We start from the raw sequence: 15,935 nt of genomic DNA, 5'->3' as shown, positions 1-15,935 counted from the left end.
CGTGCTATTTAAAGTACATGTATGTGTCACTTAAAATATGACATAAAAAGCGTTGAGGTAGTTGACAAAATATTTATTATACGATATTATAATGTATATACGATGTGTGAAAGAAATAAGGCTATTCATCTGGAGACGGCCGGATGAGTCGGGGTTACCGATGCTAAGAATGGAGAAGAGAGGGAGAACGATGCTGATCAGTGAAAGAATTTATCAATATCTTGAGGAAAAAGGAATGTCTCAATATGAATTTGCGAAAAAAACTGGGATATCTCAGAGTACAGTCAGTGACTGGCGTAGAAAAGGAACGAATCCTTCTGCTGATAAGATTATGATTATATGTGATGTGCTGGGAATTTCTCCATATGAGCTGCTGCTGGATACGGACAGTAAAAATCCCAGAGAATTTAAGCAGACGGACTATGTTGTGATTGATAAGAAATCAAAAGAATATGAACTGATCCAGAGCTATGAAAAACTTGACCAGGGAGCAAGGAAACGTCTGGAGGGATACATGCAGGCTTTGACAGACCTGGTGCAGTGAAAAGATGAGTAGAAAGGAGAAACTTATGGCAAATGAAAAAGAAATTGTTTTATTTGAGACGGAAGATAGAAGTATTGCACTGCCGGTGTCAGTAGAAAGCGATACCGTATGGCTTAGCGCGAACCAGATGGCGATATTATTTGGCAGGGATGAAAAGACAATTCGGAAGCATATAAATAATGTTTTCTCGGAAGAAGAGCTTACAAGAGAAAACAACACGCAAAAAATGCGTGTTGTCGGAGTAAAGCAGGCAGTCCCGTTTTATGCATTGGACGTAATTATATCCGTCGGCTATCGTGTGAAATCCAAACGGGGCGTGGAGTTCCGTCGCTGGGCCAATTCCGTATTAAAAGAGTACATAATCAAAGGTTACGCTGTAAACCATAACCGCATGAATCAGTTAAATGAGGTAATACAGGTTATGAAAAGAGTAGAGAGCAGCCTTGACTCAAAACAGGTGCTGACTGTGGTGGAACGATACAGCCATGCGCTGGAACTGCTGGATGCCTACGATCATCAGAATATGACGCGGCCCAAAGGAAGTGAAGCCATCTATGTTCTGACTTACGAGGAATGCAGAAAAGTGATTGACAGTATGAAATTCGGGGAGAGCAGCTCCCTGTTTGGCAACGAAAAAGATGACTCCTTTAAAGGAAGTATCGGGGCAGTCTACCAGAGCTTTGGAGGAGAAGACCTTTATCCGACACTGGAGGAGAAGGCGGCTAATCTGCTGTACTTTGTCACAAAGAATCACAGCTTTTCCGATGGAAATAAACGGATAGCGGCCACCATATTCCTGTATTTTCTGGATAAAAACGGCGTGCTGTTTCAAAACGGCGGAAAGCTGATCGATGATCATACCCTGGTAGCGCTTACGATCATGATTGCAGAATCGAACCCGGAAGAAAAGGAAATGATGATCAGCGTCATTATGAATTGCCTGCAATAAGTTGCCTGAAATGGACACTTCCTCCGAACTGGCTGTTGTTTATGTGATATCTGATATATTATAATGCTCATATCAGTATACTTATTTTCAGACGCTGAAAAAAAACGCAAATGAAGAGGCAGAGCAGGCTGGCTTTGCGGAAATGGAGGAAGAAGCGGCATGAAGCTGGAGTGGAAGACATGTTTGAAGATTGTAGTCAGTATATTTCTTTTGTATCTGGGGATACGGTACTGGCCGGATGCGGCTCATATTCTGGCGACAGCCGTGAGCGCCGCCTCGCCGCTGATCGTGGGATGCGGTATTGCCTATTTTGTCAACATTCTTATGCGTTTTTATGAAAGACACTATTTTCCAGGCGCAAAGACCGGACTGGCAGCAAAGAGCCGCAGACCGGTCTGCATGATCGCCGCGTTCCTTACCCTGCTGTTGATCGTGATCCTTCTGATCAACCGGATCGTGCCCGAGCTGATCTCCTGCATCGGAGTCATTATTTCCGGATTGACCAAGGCCATTGATGCCCTGGTTGACATGCTGGCACGCAATCACATCCTCCAGGAGGACATTGCGGAAGCTCTGAACAGTATTGACTGGCGGTCCAAGGTGGGGCAGCTTCTGGATATTCTGACAAACGGCGCCGGCACGGTTGTCAATGCCTTGATCAGCGCGGCCACCTCTGTCTTTTCACAGATCGTCACCACGCTGATCGGCTTTGTCTTTGCCATTTATCTGCTGCTCGGCAAAGACAGACTGGCAGGACAGTGCAGGCGGCTGATGAACCGGTATCTGCCGTCATCCTGGAACCGGAATGTGCTGCATGTGCTGGAGGTGTTAAATGACAGTTTCAGCCGCTACATTGTAGGACAGTGCGTGGAAGCTGTCATTCTCGGTACGCTCTGTACCCTGGGAATGCTGGTTCTGCGCCTGCCCTATGCCACCATGGTGGGGACGCTGATCGCTTTTACCGCGCTGATCCCGGTGGCGGGAGCCTATATCGGGGGCGCTGTGGGCGCTCTGATGGTTTTCTCCGTGTCTCCTGTCAAAGCGCTGATCTTTCTTATATTCCTTGTCATCCTGCAGCAGGTGGAAGGTAATCTGATCTATCCCAGAGTGGTGGGATCTTCCCTGGGACTGCCGGCCATATGGGTGCTGGCGGCTGTCACAGTGGGTGGCGGCATTATGGGAATTGCCGGCATGCTGTTGGGAGTTCCTGTTGCGGCAGCTCTTTACCGCCTGCTGAAAGAGGATGTGAATAAGCCGCAGTCTTCCGATGCTGATAAAAAAGAAGTGGAAGCAGAGCTTCCCCAGGAGGATCTATAGAAATCTCCGGATGGGCATGGTAAGCACCCTCAGAACACTGTAAAAGATGTCTTTCTGTCTCCTTGCGGATGAGCGCATTCAGCTGGGGAGAGTCTGCCCTTGACTGCGAGCGAAAGAAGAGTATAATAATGACACGAGAATAGTTTACAATTAAACGGTTTACCAAGAAACCGTTAAGGGTAATGTGACAGTGAAAAGGAGAGGACGCTTATGAGACAGACTGAGAAAGAACAGAAAGACAGTGAAAAGGGAAAACAGGAGGATAAGGAATTCCTGAAGACAGAGCCACTGGGAAAACTGCTTCTGAAACTTGCCCTTCCCACAGTGGCGGCGCAGCTTATCAATATGCTTTACAATATTGTTGACAGGATTTACATCGGACATATTCCGGGGATCGGTGCCACGGCGCTCACCGGCGTGGGTGTATGTATGCCTCTGATCATGATCGTGTCTGCTTTTGCGGCTCTGGTAGGATACGGAGGCGCGCCCCGGACCTCTATCTTCATGGGGAAGAAGGATAAGGAGTCGGCAGAAAAGACGCTGGGGAACTGTTTTACCCTGCAGATTGCCATTTCTGTTGTCCTGACGGTGGTGCTGCTGATCTGGAACAGAGATTTCCTTATGGCCTTCGGAGCCAGCGAGAACACCATTACATATGCCACCAGGTACATGAATATCTACGCCCTTGGAACGATCTTTGTGGAAATCACCCTGGGGATGAACGCCTTTATCACGGCCCAGGGATTTGCCAAGACGGGCATGCTCTCTGTGCTGATCGGTGCGGTTACCAATATTATCCTGGATCCCATCTTTATCTTTGGATTTGACATGGACGTACGGGGCGCGGCACTGGCTACCATCATATCCCAGGCGCTCTCCTGCATCTGGGTGGTCAGCTTCCCACATTTATCATGCAGGCCAGCGAGAGCATCATCTCTGTGTGCTTTAACAGCTCCCTGCAGAAATACGGCGGGGATATCGCCGTGGGAGCCATGACGATCCTTACAAGCGTCATGCAGTTTGCCATGCTCCCTCTCCAGGGCCTGGGGCAGGGGGCGCAACCCATTATCAGCTACAATTACGGGGCAGGGGATGCAGGCAGAGTCCGGGCGGCGTTTAAACTCCTTCTGAAGGTCAGCTTTGGATATGCAACGATCCTGTGGGCGCTGGTTATGCTGTTCCCGGGAGCATTTGCCGTCATGTTTACATCGGATGCAGCGCTTGTGGAATACACGAAGACAGCCCTTCGTGTCTACATGGCCGCCATGTTCCTGATGGGCATCCAGATGGCCTGCCAGATGACCTTCAATGCGCTGGGCAAGGCGGTGGAGTCCATTGTAGTTGCCGTCATGAGGAAATTTGTTCTTCTTATCCCGCTTATTTACCTTGTGCCGCAGATTATGAAAGGAAACGAGACGATGGGCGTCTATCTGGCCGAACCTATCGCCGATACCATTGCAGTGACATTTACAGCCATCCTGTTTGCGGTACAGTTTAAGAAGACTATAAAGGGTATCGCGAAAGCATAGGACGAGGATGTATCTATGATAAAAAAAGAAGTGCGAAAACTGTATTTATAAGAGCGAAGATAAGGAATGCAGCCGGCTTGTAAAAGCAGGATATAAAAATGCAAGTATGCGTTAAGGTTATACTGTTCTGTCAAATTGGCATTGTACTTTTAGCGGAAAACCTCCTACAATATTACCTGTAAAGAGAATGTATTTTCCATACAGGTAATAGAACAGGAGGTTTTTTGTTATGAGAAAAGATTTTGGAGCCAAACCTTTCTTGTTTCCCCAGCCGATTATGATCATCGGCACATACGATGAGGAGGGGAAAGCCAATCAACAAGGCATTCACTGTCAGCATGGGCGACGTGGAGCATATGACAGCCTGCGATTACGTGGGGCTTGTGTCTGGCAACAAGGAAGAAAACAAGATGGAGAAGGCCGGATTTACCACAACAGAAAGCGCTTTCGTCCATGCCCCCATCATCAATGAGCTTCCGGTGACTCTGGAGTGCACGCTGATGAATGAGACGGACGGGTCAAAATTCCTGGGAAAGATCGTCAATGTCAGCATTGACGAGAAGGTGGGAAATGCCTTCAAGGACGGAGCTGCTCTGAAATAGAAAAGAAACAGCAGGGAAGAAAAACAGAAACATTATTTTAAGGAGGAAAAGACTATGGAATTCGTAACATTAAACAATGGAGTAAAAATGCCGCAGGAAGGTTTTGGTGTGTTCCAGGTGCCGGATCCGGCACAGTGTGAGCAGGCAGTGCTGGACGCCATTGCCAGTGGGTACAGACTGATCGACACAGCGGCAGCCTACATGAATGAGAAAGCAGTGGGAGAGGCCATTAAGAAATGCGGCGTTCCAAGAGAAGAGCTTTTCATCACCACAAAGCTGTGGGTACAGGACGCCAGCTACGAGGGAGCAAAGAAAGCCATCCAGACATCCCTTGACAATCTGGGGTTTGACTACCTGGATCTGTATCTGATCCATCAGCCTATGGGCGATTACATCGGAGCTTACCGCGCCATGGAGGAGGCTTACAGGGAAGGAAAACTGAAAGCCATCGGTGTGTGCAACTTCTATCCGGCCCGCCTGGCGGATCTGTGCGAGACAGTGGACGTGATGCCGGCTGTGAACCAGGTAGAGCTGCATCCTTTCTTCCAGCAGGAAGACGCCCTGGCAGTTATGAAAGAGTACGGCGTGAAACCGGAGGCATGGGGTCCATTTGCAGAGGGAAATCACGGCATCTTCACCCATCCGGTGCTGACTAAGATCGGTGATAAATACGGAAAGAGCGCAGCACAGGTGGCTCTGAGATGGAACATCCAGAGAGGTGTGACCGTGATCCCCAAATCCGTACACAAAGACCGCATGGAGCAGAACATCAATGTCTGGGATTTTGAGCTCAGTGCAGAGGATATGGCAGAGATCGCAAAACTGGATCTGGGACACAGCGAGATCGTTAACCACGATGATCCGGCGTTTACAAAGATGCTTCATGGGCTGAAGGTACACGAGTAGGGCAGAATGATGAAGATATTTTATTTTACAGGAACAGGAAACAGTCTGTATGTGGCGCAGCAGCTCGGTGGAGAGCTGCTGTCCATTCCGCAGATGATGAAAAACGACAGGATAGAGATACAGGACGAGGCAGTGGGCATTGTCTGTCCCATTTACTCGGGAGATATGCCAAAGATGGTGCACCGCTTTCTGGAGAGAGCGAAGATAGAGACAGACTATTTTTTCATGGTCTACACCTATGGGATGGACGCCACCGTGGCGACGCCTCACGCGTCGGAAGCGGCGGAAAAGGCGGGGATCAGACTGGATTACGTGGCGCAGATCAAAATGGTGGACAACTACCTTCCAGGCTTTTCCATGGAAGAGCAGAAAAAAACGGCCCCGGAAAAGAAGATCCAGGAGCAGATTGACAAAGCCTGCCAGGATATAGCGGCCAGAAAGAGGGAAGCGTATCCGGTTACCCTGGCTCACAAGGCCTCCATGGCCATGATCTGGCAGACCATTGGAAAAAGGGTGCTGGACGATAAGGCGGCGCAGAGATATACAGTCAGCGATGCCTGCACAAAATGCGGGATCTGTACAAAAGTCTGCCCCGCCCGGAACATCCGGCTGACAGACTGTGTGGAGTTCGGCTCCTGCTGCGAAGTATGCTATGCCTGCATACAGAACTGTCCACAGGGCGCCATCCATCTGCCGGATGAGAAGAGCCGGGAGCGGTTCCGGAACGAACATGTAAATCTGCAGGAGATCATAGAGGCAAACTGTCAGCTTTAGAGAAGATCAAAGCCTCCTTGAGCGGGAGCCGGAAGTGCTCTGGAAATACTCGAAAACCGGACGGAACCTGGCTTTCTCCTCCTTCAGACAGGCGCAGTAGTAAGTGACGCTGGCCTCCTCGTCCAGAACAGGGATCACCATGCGGTCTGTTACAGGGCCGGAGCGCTCCATCACATAGTCTGTGGTAAAGGCGGGGAAGGCTGAATTGGCTACCAGTTCGCCCAGGACATCCATATCCTGCTGCAGAAGAAAGCGGGCGGAGGGCATTTCCCGTCGGCAGAGTTCATCCCAGAAGCCGATCTGGGAGTAGAGAAGGAATGTCTGACCGTCCAGGTCCTTCAGGTACAGCCCGTCGGCATCCGCCAGAGGATGGACGGGAGGCAGGGTGACAAAGAGCTTCTCATCCGCGACAGGAACCGAATAAAAGGTTTCCTCATCCGGCTTTTTGTGTAGGATGGCAAGCTGGTAACGGCCCTCCTTCAGATAGTCTGGAAGACGGGGATCACCGGTCAGCTCTGTGGAGATGGTCATACCCTCGAAGAGCCGGGAGAGGAGAGACACAAAGTCGGGGATCAGCACAGGCGCGCAGGATCCCACGGAGATGGTCCGCTTTTTGCGGTCCGCTTCCCGGATCTGCTGGATCATGGCGTTTTCCTGGAGAAGCAGGTTCCGGGCATACCGGACAGCCAGCTCCCCCATGTCGTTGAGAGTCAGACGGCTCCTCTGGCGCTCGAAGAGCGTAACCCCCAGCTCTTCTTCCAGACGCTGCATGGAGCGGCTCAGAGCAGGCTGGGAAATATGGAGCTTTTCCGCGGCTCCGGACAGGGTGCCGCAGTCGGCAAAGGCAACCAGTTGTTCTAACAGACGGATTTCGATCATGGGTTTCTCCTTTAAAATGCATGTATAAAGCTGACTTTATTTTACAGGAAACTGAAATTTAAAACAAGGGAAAGGCGGATAAGATGGAAACGATAGCACTGAGAAACGGGGTGGAGATGCCCCTTCTTGGATACGGGGTACTGCAGATGAAGGAACCCCGGCAATGTGAGAAGTGTGTACAGGCGGCGCTGGAGAGCGGGTACCGCATGTTCGACACGGCCGCCTCCTACGGAAACGAGGAGCCGGTGGGAAGGGCTCTTAAGAAATATATGGACGAGGGAAAGGTCCGGCGGGAGGAGCTCTTTGTCATCACAAAGCTCTGGATCGATGATGCTAGGGAAGACTCCGCCGGAAAAGCCTTTGAGACCTCCCTAGCGAAGCTGGGGCTGGATTACATTGATCTCTATCTTGTCCATCAGCCATACGGCGATTACTACGGTGCCTGGCGTGCCATGGAAAAGCTGTATGAGGAGGGCAGAATCCGGGCTCTTGGCGTCAGCAATTTCAGCCCGGAGCGGCTGGTGGATCTGTGCATGAACAGTCACATTCCGCCTATGGTCAACCAGGTGGAACTGCACCCCTTCTACCACCAGGAGCAGGCACTGCACATTATGAGGGAGCTGGGCGTGCAGCCCCAGGCCTGGGCCCCTCTGTGTGAAGGTCTGCGGAATATCTTTTCCAACAAAGTGCTGGAAAAGATCGGGAAGAAATACGGCAGGAGCGTCGCACAGACCGCCTTGAGGTGGAATATAGACCGGCAGGTCAGCGTGGTGACAAGGAGCAGTATCCCGGAACATATGCGGGAGGACTTTGACATCTGGGACTTCAGCCTTTCAGACGGGGACAGGAAACTCATCAGCGGGCTGGACCTGGGGTACAGCGAGATCCTGGACTACGGGAACCCCTGTATTGCCAGGATGTTCCTTTCAAAAAAAGGACATTCAAGATAAAGATCAAATATATAAGAGGAGAGTGTCTCACCGGCAGGATGCCTACGGTGTGGGATGCTCTTTTTTATTCTGTAGGAAAGCCTTGCCAGGTTCTTTGGCATATGTTATCCTTTTTGTACAAAAGCCGGCAGGCGAATATCTGAAATTCTATTATTTTCCGCTCGATTTTCTGAGCAGCTTTTCATTTACAGAGCCGTGAAGGAGGACGGGCTGGGAACAGATGGAGGTGGAAAAGAAGATGTGCGATGCATTGAAAGAACTGTTTGCAGAAGAACTGAAGGAGGCGGATCACCAGGGCATGGAGAGAGGTCGCAGCGAAGGGATGGAACGCGGCCGGTCTGAGGGGATAGAGCGCGGCCGGGCCGAGGGCCTTAAGCTGGCAAAAACGATTTTCAGACTTTCCGCCCAGGGCGTGCCGGCGGAGGAGATAGCACAGCAGTGCGGCCTTTCCGCTGACCAGGTGAGGGAAGTGCTGGAGTAAGGGATAGAAAAAGCAGGAGAAAACAGAAGGAGCAGAAAGGATGACACTGACCCAGTTAAATTACATTATCACCATAGCAGAGACAAAATCCATGAACAAGGCAGCGGAGCAGCTCTACATATCACAGCCCTCCCTTACCAACGCGGTCCGGGAGCTGGAAAAGGAGCTTGGGATCACCCTCTTTCACCGCAGCGGACGGGGCGTGACGCTGACCGGGGACGGGGCGGAGTTTCTCCTCTATGCCAGGCAGCTTTACGGCCAGTACGAGACGGTCATGGAAAAGTACGGGAAGAACGGTTCCCAGAGAAAAAAATTCGGTGTCTCCACTCAGCATTACTCTTTTGCTGTGAAGGCTTTCGTGGACATGGCCAGGGAATTTGACATGTCCAAATACGAATTCGCCATCCGGGAGACAAGGACAGCCGAGGTGATCCAGGATGTGAGCACCATGAAAAGTGAGATCGGCGTTCTGTACTTAAGTGAGTTCAACAGGAAGAGCCTGGAAAAAATGCTGCGGTCCGCGGGCCTTGTGTTCCATCTTCTCATCTGCTGCCAGGCCTATGTGTATCTGTGGAAAGATCATCCTCTGGCAGGGCAGTCTTCCATCCGGTTTGAGGAGCTGGAGGAGTATCCCTGCCTGGCCTTTGAGCAGGGAGACAACAGTTCCTTCTATCTGGCGGAGGAGATCCTGGCCACCAACGAATATCCCCGGATCATCCGGGCAAACGACAGGGCCACTATGCTGAATCTGATGGTGGGGCTGAAGGGCTATACCCTCTGTTCCGGCATCATCTGTGAGGAGCTGAACGGAAATGAATTTGTGGCGGTGCCGTTCCAGGATGACGAGGAGAACCGGAACAGCGTCATGGAGATCGGCTATGTGGTCAGAAAGAATACGATCCTCAGCAGGATGGGAGAGCTGTATATCCATGCACTGAAAAAATATCTGAAGATTGAGCCATCATAAATCGGTTATAGTTTTAAACTATAACCGGTTATTTTTTTTGTGTATTAGCCAGAACAGGCCGGGCGTGGTAGGATAGACCCATCATCAGAAAACACAGCAGGAGGACAAGACAATGAGAGAAGAAAACTGGAGCTTTGAGACAAAACAGGTCCATGTGGGCCAGGAGCAGCCGGATCCCGCCACAGGAGCCAGGGCCGTGCCCATCTATGCATCCACGGCGTTTGTGTTCCAGGACTGCGCCCACGCGGCGGACCGGTTCAGTCTGAAAGAGGCAGGCAACATATACGGGCGGCTGACCAACCCCACGGAGGACGTGTTTGAAAAGCGGATGGCAGCCCTGGAGGGAGGGACCGCGGCCCTTGCCACAGCTTCCGGAGCAGCGGCCATTGCCTACACATTCCAGGCGCTGGCAAAGGCCGGGGAGCACATTGTCTCCTCCCGGACCATCTACGGGGGAACCTACAACCTTCTGGCTAATACCCTCCCTCTGACCAGCGGGATCACCGCCACTTTTGTGGATCCGGAGGAGGAAGGCGCGTTTGAGGCGGCCATCCAGGAGAATACAAAAGCCATCTTTGCAGAGACACTGGGCAACCCCAATTCCAATCTGGCGGACATAGAGGAACTGGCAAAGATTGCCCACAGACACGGGATCCCTCTGGTGATCGACTCCACATTTGCCACCCCTTATCTGGTGCGGCCTGTGGAGTACGGAGCGGACATTGTGGTTCACTCTGCCACCAAATTCCTGGGCGGCCACGGGACAGCGCTGGGGGGCGTCATTGTGGACGGGGGCCGGTTTGACTGGAAAGCCTCTGGAAAATATCCCTGGATCTCAGAGCCCAACCCCAGCTATCACGGTGTGGATTTTTCCCAGGCAGCGCCGGACAGTGCCTTTACCACCTACATCCGGGCTGTCCTTCTGCGGGACACAGGAGCCACCCTGTCCCCCTTCCACGCCTTTCTTCTTCTCCAGGGGCTGGAGACCCTTTCCCTGCGGGTGGAGAGACATGTGGAAAACGCGCTGAAGATCGTGAAATACCTGGTGGAACATCCCCAGGTGGAGGCTGTGCACCATCCTTCTCTTGACAGCGAGCCCACATATGCATTATATAAGAAGTATCTGCAGAAGGGAGGCGGCTCCATCTTTACCTTTGAGATCAAGGGGGATGAACGGGATGCGCAGACATTTATCGATAATCTGCCCATCTTCTCCCTTCTGGCAAATGTGGCGGATGTGAAATCCCTTGTCATCCATCCGGCCACTACCACCCACAGCCAGTGCACGGAAGAAGAGCTGCGGCAGCAGGGGATCCGTCCCAATACGATTCGTCTGTCCATCGGGATCGAGACAGCGGAGGATCTGATCGCGGCTCTGGAGTGCGGTTTTCAGGCAGTCAGAAATGGAGAGAAAGCATGAGAGAGGATACAGATTTCAAGAAGCTTTTCACGTCCAGCCGTCTTGTCACAGACGGAGCCATGGGCACTTACTACAAAGAAAAATACGGCGGCGGGAGCCGTCTGCCGGAGCTGGACAACCTGTCGGCGCCGGACAAGGTGAAGGAGGTCCACAGAGAGTACATACGGGCAGGGGCGGACATTCTGCGCACCAACAGTTTTGCCTCCAACACGGAGACGCTGGCCCAGGTATACGGGGATTTATCCAGGCAGGAACTGCTGGGAAAAGTCCGGGAAAATGTCCAGGCGGCCTGCCAGATCGCCCGGGATGCGGCCGTAGAGGAAGCGGCGGGGCGCAGCATTTACATTGCAGGGGATATAGGCCCCATACCGGAGCACGGAAACGGAGACGATGAGGCCCGGGAGCAGGAGATCACAGAAGAGTACAGGACCATTGTCAGCGCCCACCTGGATGCAGGGGTAAAGCTGATCTGGTTTGAGACATTTTCAGATTTCAGAAGGATCCTGCCGGTGGCGGAGTGGCTCAAGTCGGTCAGCGGGGACACCTTTATCATGGCCAGCTTTTCCGTCAATATGTACGGGTACACAAACGCCGGGATCAGTGCGGCTGACCTTGTGGCCACGGCAAAAGAGCGGGAGGTCATCGATGGCATCGGGTTCAACTGCGGCGTGGGCCCGGCCCATCTGGCGAAAATCTTGCGCAGGCAGGATTTCGGGGAGCTGATCGTGTTCGCCGCGCCCAATGCCGGGTATGCGGACAGAGTGCAGAACCGGAATGTGTACCAGGACAATATTGAGTACTTCGGGGAGGCCATGGAGGAGATTGCAGGCCTCGGGGTGAACGTCATCGGCGGCTGCTGCGGCACCAGTCCTGCCTACATCCGCCATCTTGCCGGGATGCCGGGGGGAAGGAAGATCCCGGAGCGCCCTGCGGACCGGCCGGAGAAAAGGGCAGGTCAGGATATCAGCTACAACAACAATCTTTTTATCAAAAGGCTGTACTCGGGAGAGAAGGTGGTGATCGCGGAGCTGGATCCGCCCCACGACGGAAATGACGGGAAGATGATGGAGGCGGCCTCGGTTCTCAAAGAAGCAGGGGTGGAGCTGATCACTTTCTCAGACTCGCCCATGGGCCGCATGCGTGCAGACTCCGCCATGTCAGCCGTGAAGGTGGCGGGCCGTCTCCAGGTAGAGACCATGCCCCACATCGCCTGCCGGGACAAAAACGTCATCGGTATGGGAGCCCAGATACTGGGAGCCTACATGAACGGTATCCGCAATTTCCTTCTGGTCACAGGGGATCCGGTGCCCTCCGGCGAGAGAGATGTGGTCACCTCTGTCTACGATTTTCATTCGGTCAGTCTGATGCAGTATCTGGCCAGGATGAACCGGGAGCATTTTGCGGGGGATCCGGTGGCCTACGGTGGTGCCCTCAACTACGGCAGAAAGAATATAGATGCGGAGATCCGCCGGATGGAGAAAAAAAGCCAGGCCGGGGCCGCCTTCTTTCTGACCCAGCCTATCTACTCCGACGAGGATATAGAGAGGATCCGGTATATCAAGTCCAGGATAGACACAAAGATCATCTGTGGCATCATGCCTCTTGTAAGTTATCGGAACGCTTTGTTTATGAAAAATGAGATCACAGGGATACACGTGCCCGACGAGATCCTTGCCCGGTACGACAAGGACATGAGCCGGGAGGAAGCCCAGCAGGTGGGCGTGGACGTCGCGGCAGAGATTGCAGAGAAGCTCAATGACGTCACGGACGGCTATTATTTTATGGTGCCGTTCAACCGGGCTTCCATGATTGCGGAAATTTTAAAAAAGATAAGGAACTAATCTTGCAGGAAGGAAAAAAAGTTTTATCAGCAGAACAAACTGGTACTTCATTCATGGGACATTTTCCTGTATACTGGAAAAGTACGAAAAAACAAAGACAGGAGAATGGAAATGAAATATAAACACAGACTGACTGCTCTGACAGCCATGGCCTGCGCGGCCGCCCTTACAGCCTGCTCCGGGCAGAGCGGTTCGCAGGCAGGAACATCGGCAGGGGACCCGGTCCAGAGGGAGTTCTTTGCCATGGATACCTACATGACACTGACAGCCTACGGCGACGGGGCCAAGGGAGCTCTTGAGAAAGCCCAGACCGAGGTGGAAAAGCTGGAAAGCGAATGGTCAGTGACCAATGAAAGCAGCGAGATCTATCAGATGAACCACAGCCAGGGCAGCCCGGTGACCTTAAGCGACGACACGGCGGATATTGTAAGCTTTGCCCTGGAGATGGCGAAAGAGACGGAAGGGGACCTGGATCCCACCATCTATCCGGTTCTTGCAGCTTGGGGATTTACCACAGACGAGAACCGGATCCCCTCCCAGGAAGAGCTGGACGGGCTTCTTGCCAATGTGGGCTATGAGAGGGTGGAACTGGACGGCAATACAGTCCGGCTGCCGGAGGGCATGGAGTTTGATCTGGGAGCCGTGGGAAAAGGCTATGCCGGAGACCGTCTGGCAGAGCTTCTGAAAGAGGAGGGCGTCACCTCCGCTCTGCTTGACCTTGGCGGCAATATCCAGGCCATCGGCGAGAGACCCGGGGGCGGCGACTGGCGCCTGGGCATCCGTAGCCCCTTTGACGGAGGCGAGGGAGTCCTCGGCATGCTGCTGGCCTCCGACTGCGCGGTGGTGACGTCCGGGAATTACGAGCGGTATTTTGTGGGCGAGGACGGAAAGGAGTACGGCCATATCATCGACCCGGATACAGGTTATCCGGTGGACAACGGCCTGGCTTCCGTCACCATCATTGCCGATGAAGGAAAGAAAGGAGACGCTCTCTCCACATCCATGTTTGTGAAGGGGCTGGATGAGGCCACAGAATACTGGCAGGAGCACCAGGATTTTGAGATGATCCTTGTCACCCAGGACGGGCAGATCTATCTCACAGAAGGTGTGGAGGATCAGTTTACACTAAGCACTGATTTCGGAAATATGGACATACATGTCATAAAAGGGGATGAGCAGTAGCCCATCCTCTTTTCCTTTGTCTTGAAGCGGGTCTGCCCGCTTTAGTTTGTCTCCAGATACCGGTACACCGGTTCCAGATATTTTTCGTCGATCCAGCTGCAGGAGCGGCCGGAGGCCTCCAGAAGGGCCTTCTCCCAGGGCTCGCATGCATCGGGATCTTTTTTTGCCACGGATTTCTGGAGCATCCGGCACAGCGTCCTGTCTGTGAAGCTCATGGCGGACTCATCCCAGGCGCCCCGCCCGTAGAAGAGGACGGTATCCGGGGGCAGCCCTTTCAGATTGCGCTCCTGGATCTGTCGGACGGCCTTCTCGTCCCAGGGGGAAGCCCCCACGGCAAAGAGGACGATTTTTTTATCTTTCAGCACCCTGCTGTTCTTCCGCAGCCAGGAGACGCCGGATAAGCCTCCGGCATAAATGCCGCCGCACAGGATGACCTGGCGGGCCTGCCCGGCCGCGTCCAGGGGTGTCTCTTTTACATTGTAAGCCGTGCAGCCCAGGCTCTCAGAAAGCATCCGGGCGTACTCCTTTGCGGCCCCGTACCTGGAACTGTAAAGTACAACAGAATGGTTCATATTTTTTCCTCCTCTCGCTGCGGCTGTTCCAGCCGTTCTATCCCCGTGTACAGTTTCATAAGAAGCCAGAAAAGCTGCTCCATCTCCTGGTCGGAGTACACGGAAAACAGGTCTGTCAGTTTCTGCGTGTGAAGCTGCGCCGCCTGCTGAAAATACTGTGCCAGTGTTTCCGTGGGGCGGATGACACAGGCCCGGCCGTCCCGGGGACTTTTTAAAATCGTGACCAGGCCTTTCTTTTCCAGGGAGGCGGCCAGCTTTCTGATATTCTGGCGGGAGCATCCAAGAAGCTCCCCAAGCTGGGTAAAAGTCATGTCTTTCCCGGACTGTTTCAGCATGGTAAGCAGCATGAACTGCCTCAGCGTGACATGGCTGTCCGCCTTGTCAAAGCAGGTCTGGAGCCTGTTGCCGGCTATGAAGATGGTGCTGAACACGGCCCGGGTCTGCCCGTCCCTTGTGTGGCGGAATCTTTCGATCAGATCTGCTATCTGCATCTTTCATCAGCTCCTTTTGACAGATAAATGAGTAACTAGTTACCTATATAGTATAATGAAACAGAACAAGAGTCAACTAAAAAGATGATGTATAACACAATATAACAGTTGACAACAGTGATACACTGTTATATACTGTTTGCAAGAAGGAGGATGAATATGCAGATCATCATCAATCATTCATCCATGATCCCGATTTACGAGCAGATCATCGAGCAGGTCAAGGCTCTGATCCTGAAAGGAGAACTGAAAGAAAACGACGCCCTTCCTTCTGTGCGCGCGCTTTCAAAGGAGCTGAAGATCAGCGCTCTGACTGTAAAAAAAGCATATGACAACCTGGAGCAGGAGGGCTTCACAGTGACTGTGCATGGAAAAGGTACCTACATTGCAGCGTCCAACACAGAGCTGATGAAGGAAGAGAAGCGAAAGGAAGTGGAAGCCGATCTTGAACTGGCCATTCAGAAAGGCAGAAGATATGGGATGCAGGATGAAGAAATAAAAGAATTATTTTCACTCATTTTGGAGGAATAG

16 protein-coding genes and 1 pseudogene are annotated in these 15,935 nt (G+C 52.4%); 14 read left to right on the top strand and 3 right to left on the bottom strand.

What is annotated here, in order from left to right; translation table 11 throughout:
• Positions 1-91: 91 nt before the first annotated feature.
• From Q5911_RS04075 to Q5911_RS04045, 7 genes and pseudogenes are all read left to right on the top strand, one after another.
• Positions 92-544 carry a helix-turn-helix domain-containing protein gene (locus tag Q5911_RS04075; RefSeq protein ID WP_330391239.1) on the top strand — a complete coding sequence of 151 codons (453 nt, stop codon included), beginning with the start codon at positions 92-94 and terminating at the stop codon, positions 542-544.
• 25 nt (positions 545-569) lie between these two features.
• Entirely contained in the window at positions 570-1,493 is a 924-nt protein-coding gene (rhuM, locus tag Q5911_RS04070) for a RhuM family protein (RefSeq protein WP_303181194.1), read from the top strand.
• Between the two features lie 159 nt (positions 1,494-1,652).
• Positions 1,653-2,810 (top strand): AI-2E family transporter, encoded by a 1,158-nt coding sequence (locus Q5911_RS04065; protein WP_303181192.1) that lies wholly within the window; start codon positions 1,653-1,655, stop codon positions 2,808-2,810.
• A 210-nt stretch (positions 2,811-3,020) separates the two neighbouring features.
• Positions 3,021-4,339: pseudogene (locus Q5911_RS14920) on the top strand (MATE family efflux transporter).
• A gap of 296 nt (positions 4,340-4,635) precedes the next feature.
• The gene (locus tag Q5911_RS04055) at positions 4,636-4,941 is read left to right on the top strand and encodes a flavin reductase family protein (RefSeq protein WP_331591682.1); all 306 of its coding nucleotides are present in this window, start codon (positions 4,636-4,638) and stop codon (positions 4,939-4,941) included.
• 54 nt (positions 4,942-4,995) lie between these two features.
• Positions 4,996-5,847: an aldo/keto reductase gene (locus tag Q5911_RS04050; RefSeq protein ID WP_303181191.1), complete on the top strand. Its 852-nt coding sequence runs from the start codon at positions 4,996-4,998 to the stop codon at positions 5,845-5,847.
• Between the two features lie 6 nt (positions 5,848-5,853).
• Complete coding sequence (locus Q5911_RS04045; RefSeq protein WP_303181189.1) at positions 5,854-6,621, top strand: EFR1 family ferrodoxin; 768 nt, start codon at positions 5,854-5,856, stop codon at positions 6,619-6,621.
• Positions 6,622-6,627: 6 nt separating this feature from the next.
• Here the strand turns inward: Q5911_RS04045 and Q5911_RS04040 are convergent, their stop codons facing one another.
• Positions 6,628-7,500 (bottom strand): LysR family transcriptional regulator, encoded by an 873-nt coding sequence (locus Q5911_RS04040; RefSeq protein WP_303181188.1) that lies wholly within the window; start codon positions 7,498-7,500, stop codon positions 6,628-6,630.
• An 83-nt stretch (positions 7,501-7,583) separates the two neighbouring features.
• Here Q5911_RS04040 and Q5911_RS04035 point away from each other — a divergent pair, with 83 nt between their 5' ends.
• From Q5911_RS04035 to Q5911_RS04010, 6 genes are all read left to right on the top strand, one after another.
• Positions 7,584-8,450: an aldo/keto reductase gene (locus Q5911_RS04035; protein WP_281725103.1), complete on the top strand. Its 867-nt coding sequence runs from the start codon at positions 7,584-7,586 to the stop codon at positions 8,448-8,450.
• 238 nt (positions 8,451-8,688) lie between these two features.
• Positions 8,689-8,931 (top strand): hypothetical protein, encoded by a 243-nt coding sequence (locus Q5911_RS04030; protein ID WP_226395661.1) that lies wholly within the window; start codon positions 8,689-8,691, stop codon positions 8,929-8,931.
• A gap of 40 nt (positions 8,932-8,971) precedes the next feature.
• Positions 8,972-9,898: a LysR family transcriptional regulator gene (locus tag Q5911_RS04025; RefSeq protein WP_303181186.1), complete on the top strand. Its 927-nt coding sequence runs from the start codon at positions 8,972-8,974 to the stop codon at positions 9,896-9,898.
• Positions 9,899-10,010: 112 nt separating this feature from the next.
• Positions 10,011-11,318, top strand: coding sequence for an O-acetylhomoserine aminocarboxypropyltransferase/cysteine synthase family protein (locus tag Q5911_RS04020; protein ID WP_303181184.1), 1,308 nt, complete (start codon positions 10,011-10,013; stop codon positions 11,316-11,318).
• Positions 11,315-13,159, top strand: coding sequence for a bifunctional homocysteine S-methyltransferase/methylenetetrahydrofolate reductase (locus Q5911_RS04015; protein ID WP_303181182.1), 1,845 nt, complete (start codon positions 11,315-11,317; stop codon positions 13,157-13,159). Before Q5911_RS04020 ends, Q5911_RS04015 begins: the two co-directional genes overlap by 4 nt.
• A gap of 111 nt (positions 13,160-13,270) precedes the next feature.
• The gene (locus Q5911_RS04010) at positions 13,271-14,341 is read left to right on the top strand and encodes an FAD:protein FMN transferase (protein ID WP_303181180.1); all 1,071 of its coding nucleotides are present in this window, start codon (positions 13,271-13,273) and stop codon (positions 14,339-14,341) included.
• 41 nt (positions 14,342-14,382) lie between these two features.
• On the opposite strand, the gene Q5911_RS04005 is transcribed toward Q5911_RS04010, so the two are convergent.
• On the bottom strand, positions 14,383-14,913 hold the full coding sequence (locus tag Q5911_RS04005) for a flavodoxin domain-containing protein (protein WP_303181177.1): 531 nt from the start codon (positions 14,911-14,913) through the stop codon (positions 14,383-14,385).
• A complete protein-coding gene (locus Q5911_RS04000) occupies positions 14,910-15,404 on the bottom strand; it encodes a MarR family winged helix-turn-helix transcriptional regulator (protein ID WP_303181175.1) in 495 nt (164 codons plus the stop codon). Before Q5911_RS04000 ends, Q5911_RS04005 begins: the two co-directional genes overlap by 4 nt.
• A gap of 159 nt (positions 15,405-15,563) precedes the next feature.
• Between Q5911_RS04000 and Q5911_RS03995 the strand changes: the two genes are divergently transcribed.
• Positions 15,564-15,935, top strand: a complete 372-nt coding sequence (locus tag Q5911_RS03995; RefSeq protein ID WP_226395654.1) for a GntR family transcriptional regulator — start codon at positions 15,564-15,566, stop codon at positions 15,933-15,935.

The organism is Lachnoclostridium phocaeense (genome assembly GCF_959599685.1).
Lineage (GTDB): Bacteria > Bacillota > Clostridia > Lachnospirales > Lachnospiraceae > Claveliimonas > Claveliimonas monacensis.
This window is presented reverse-complemented; position numbering and strand designations above follow the sequence as displayed.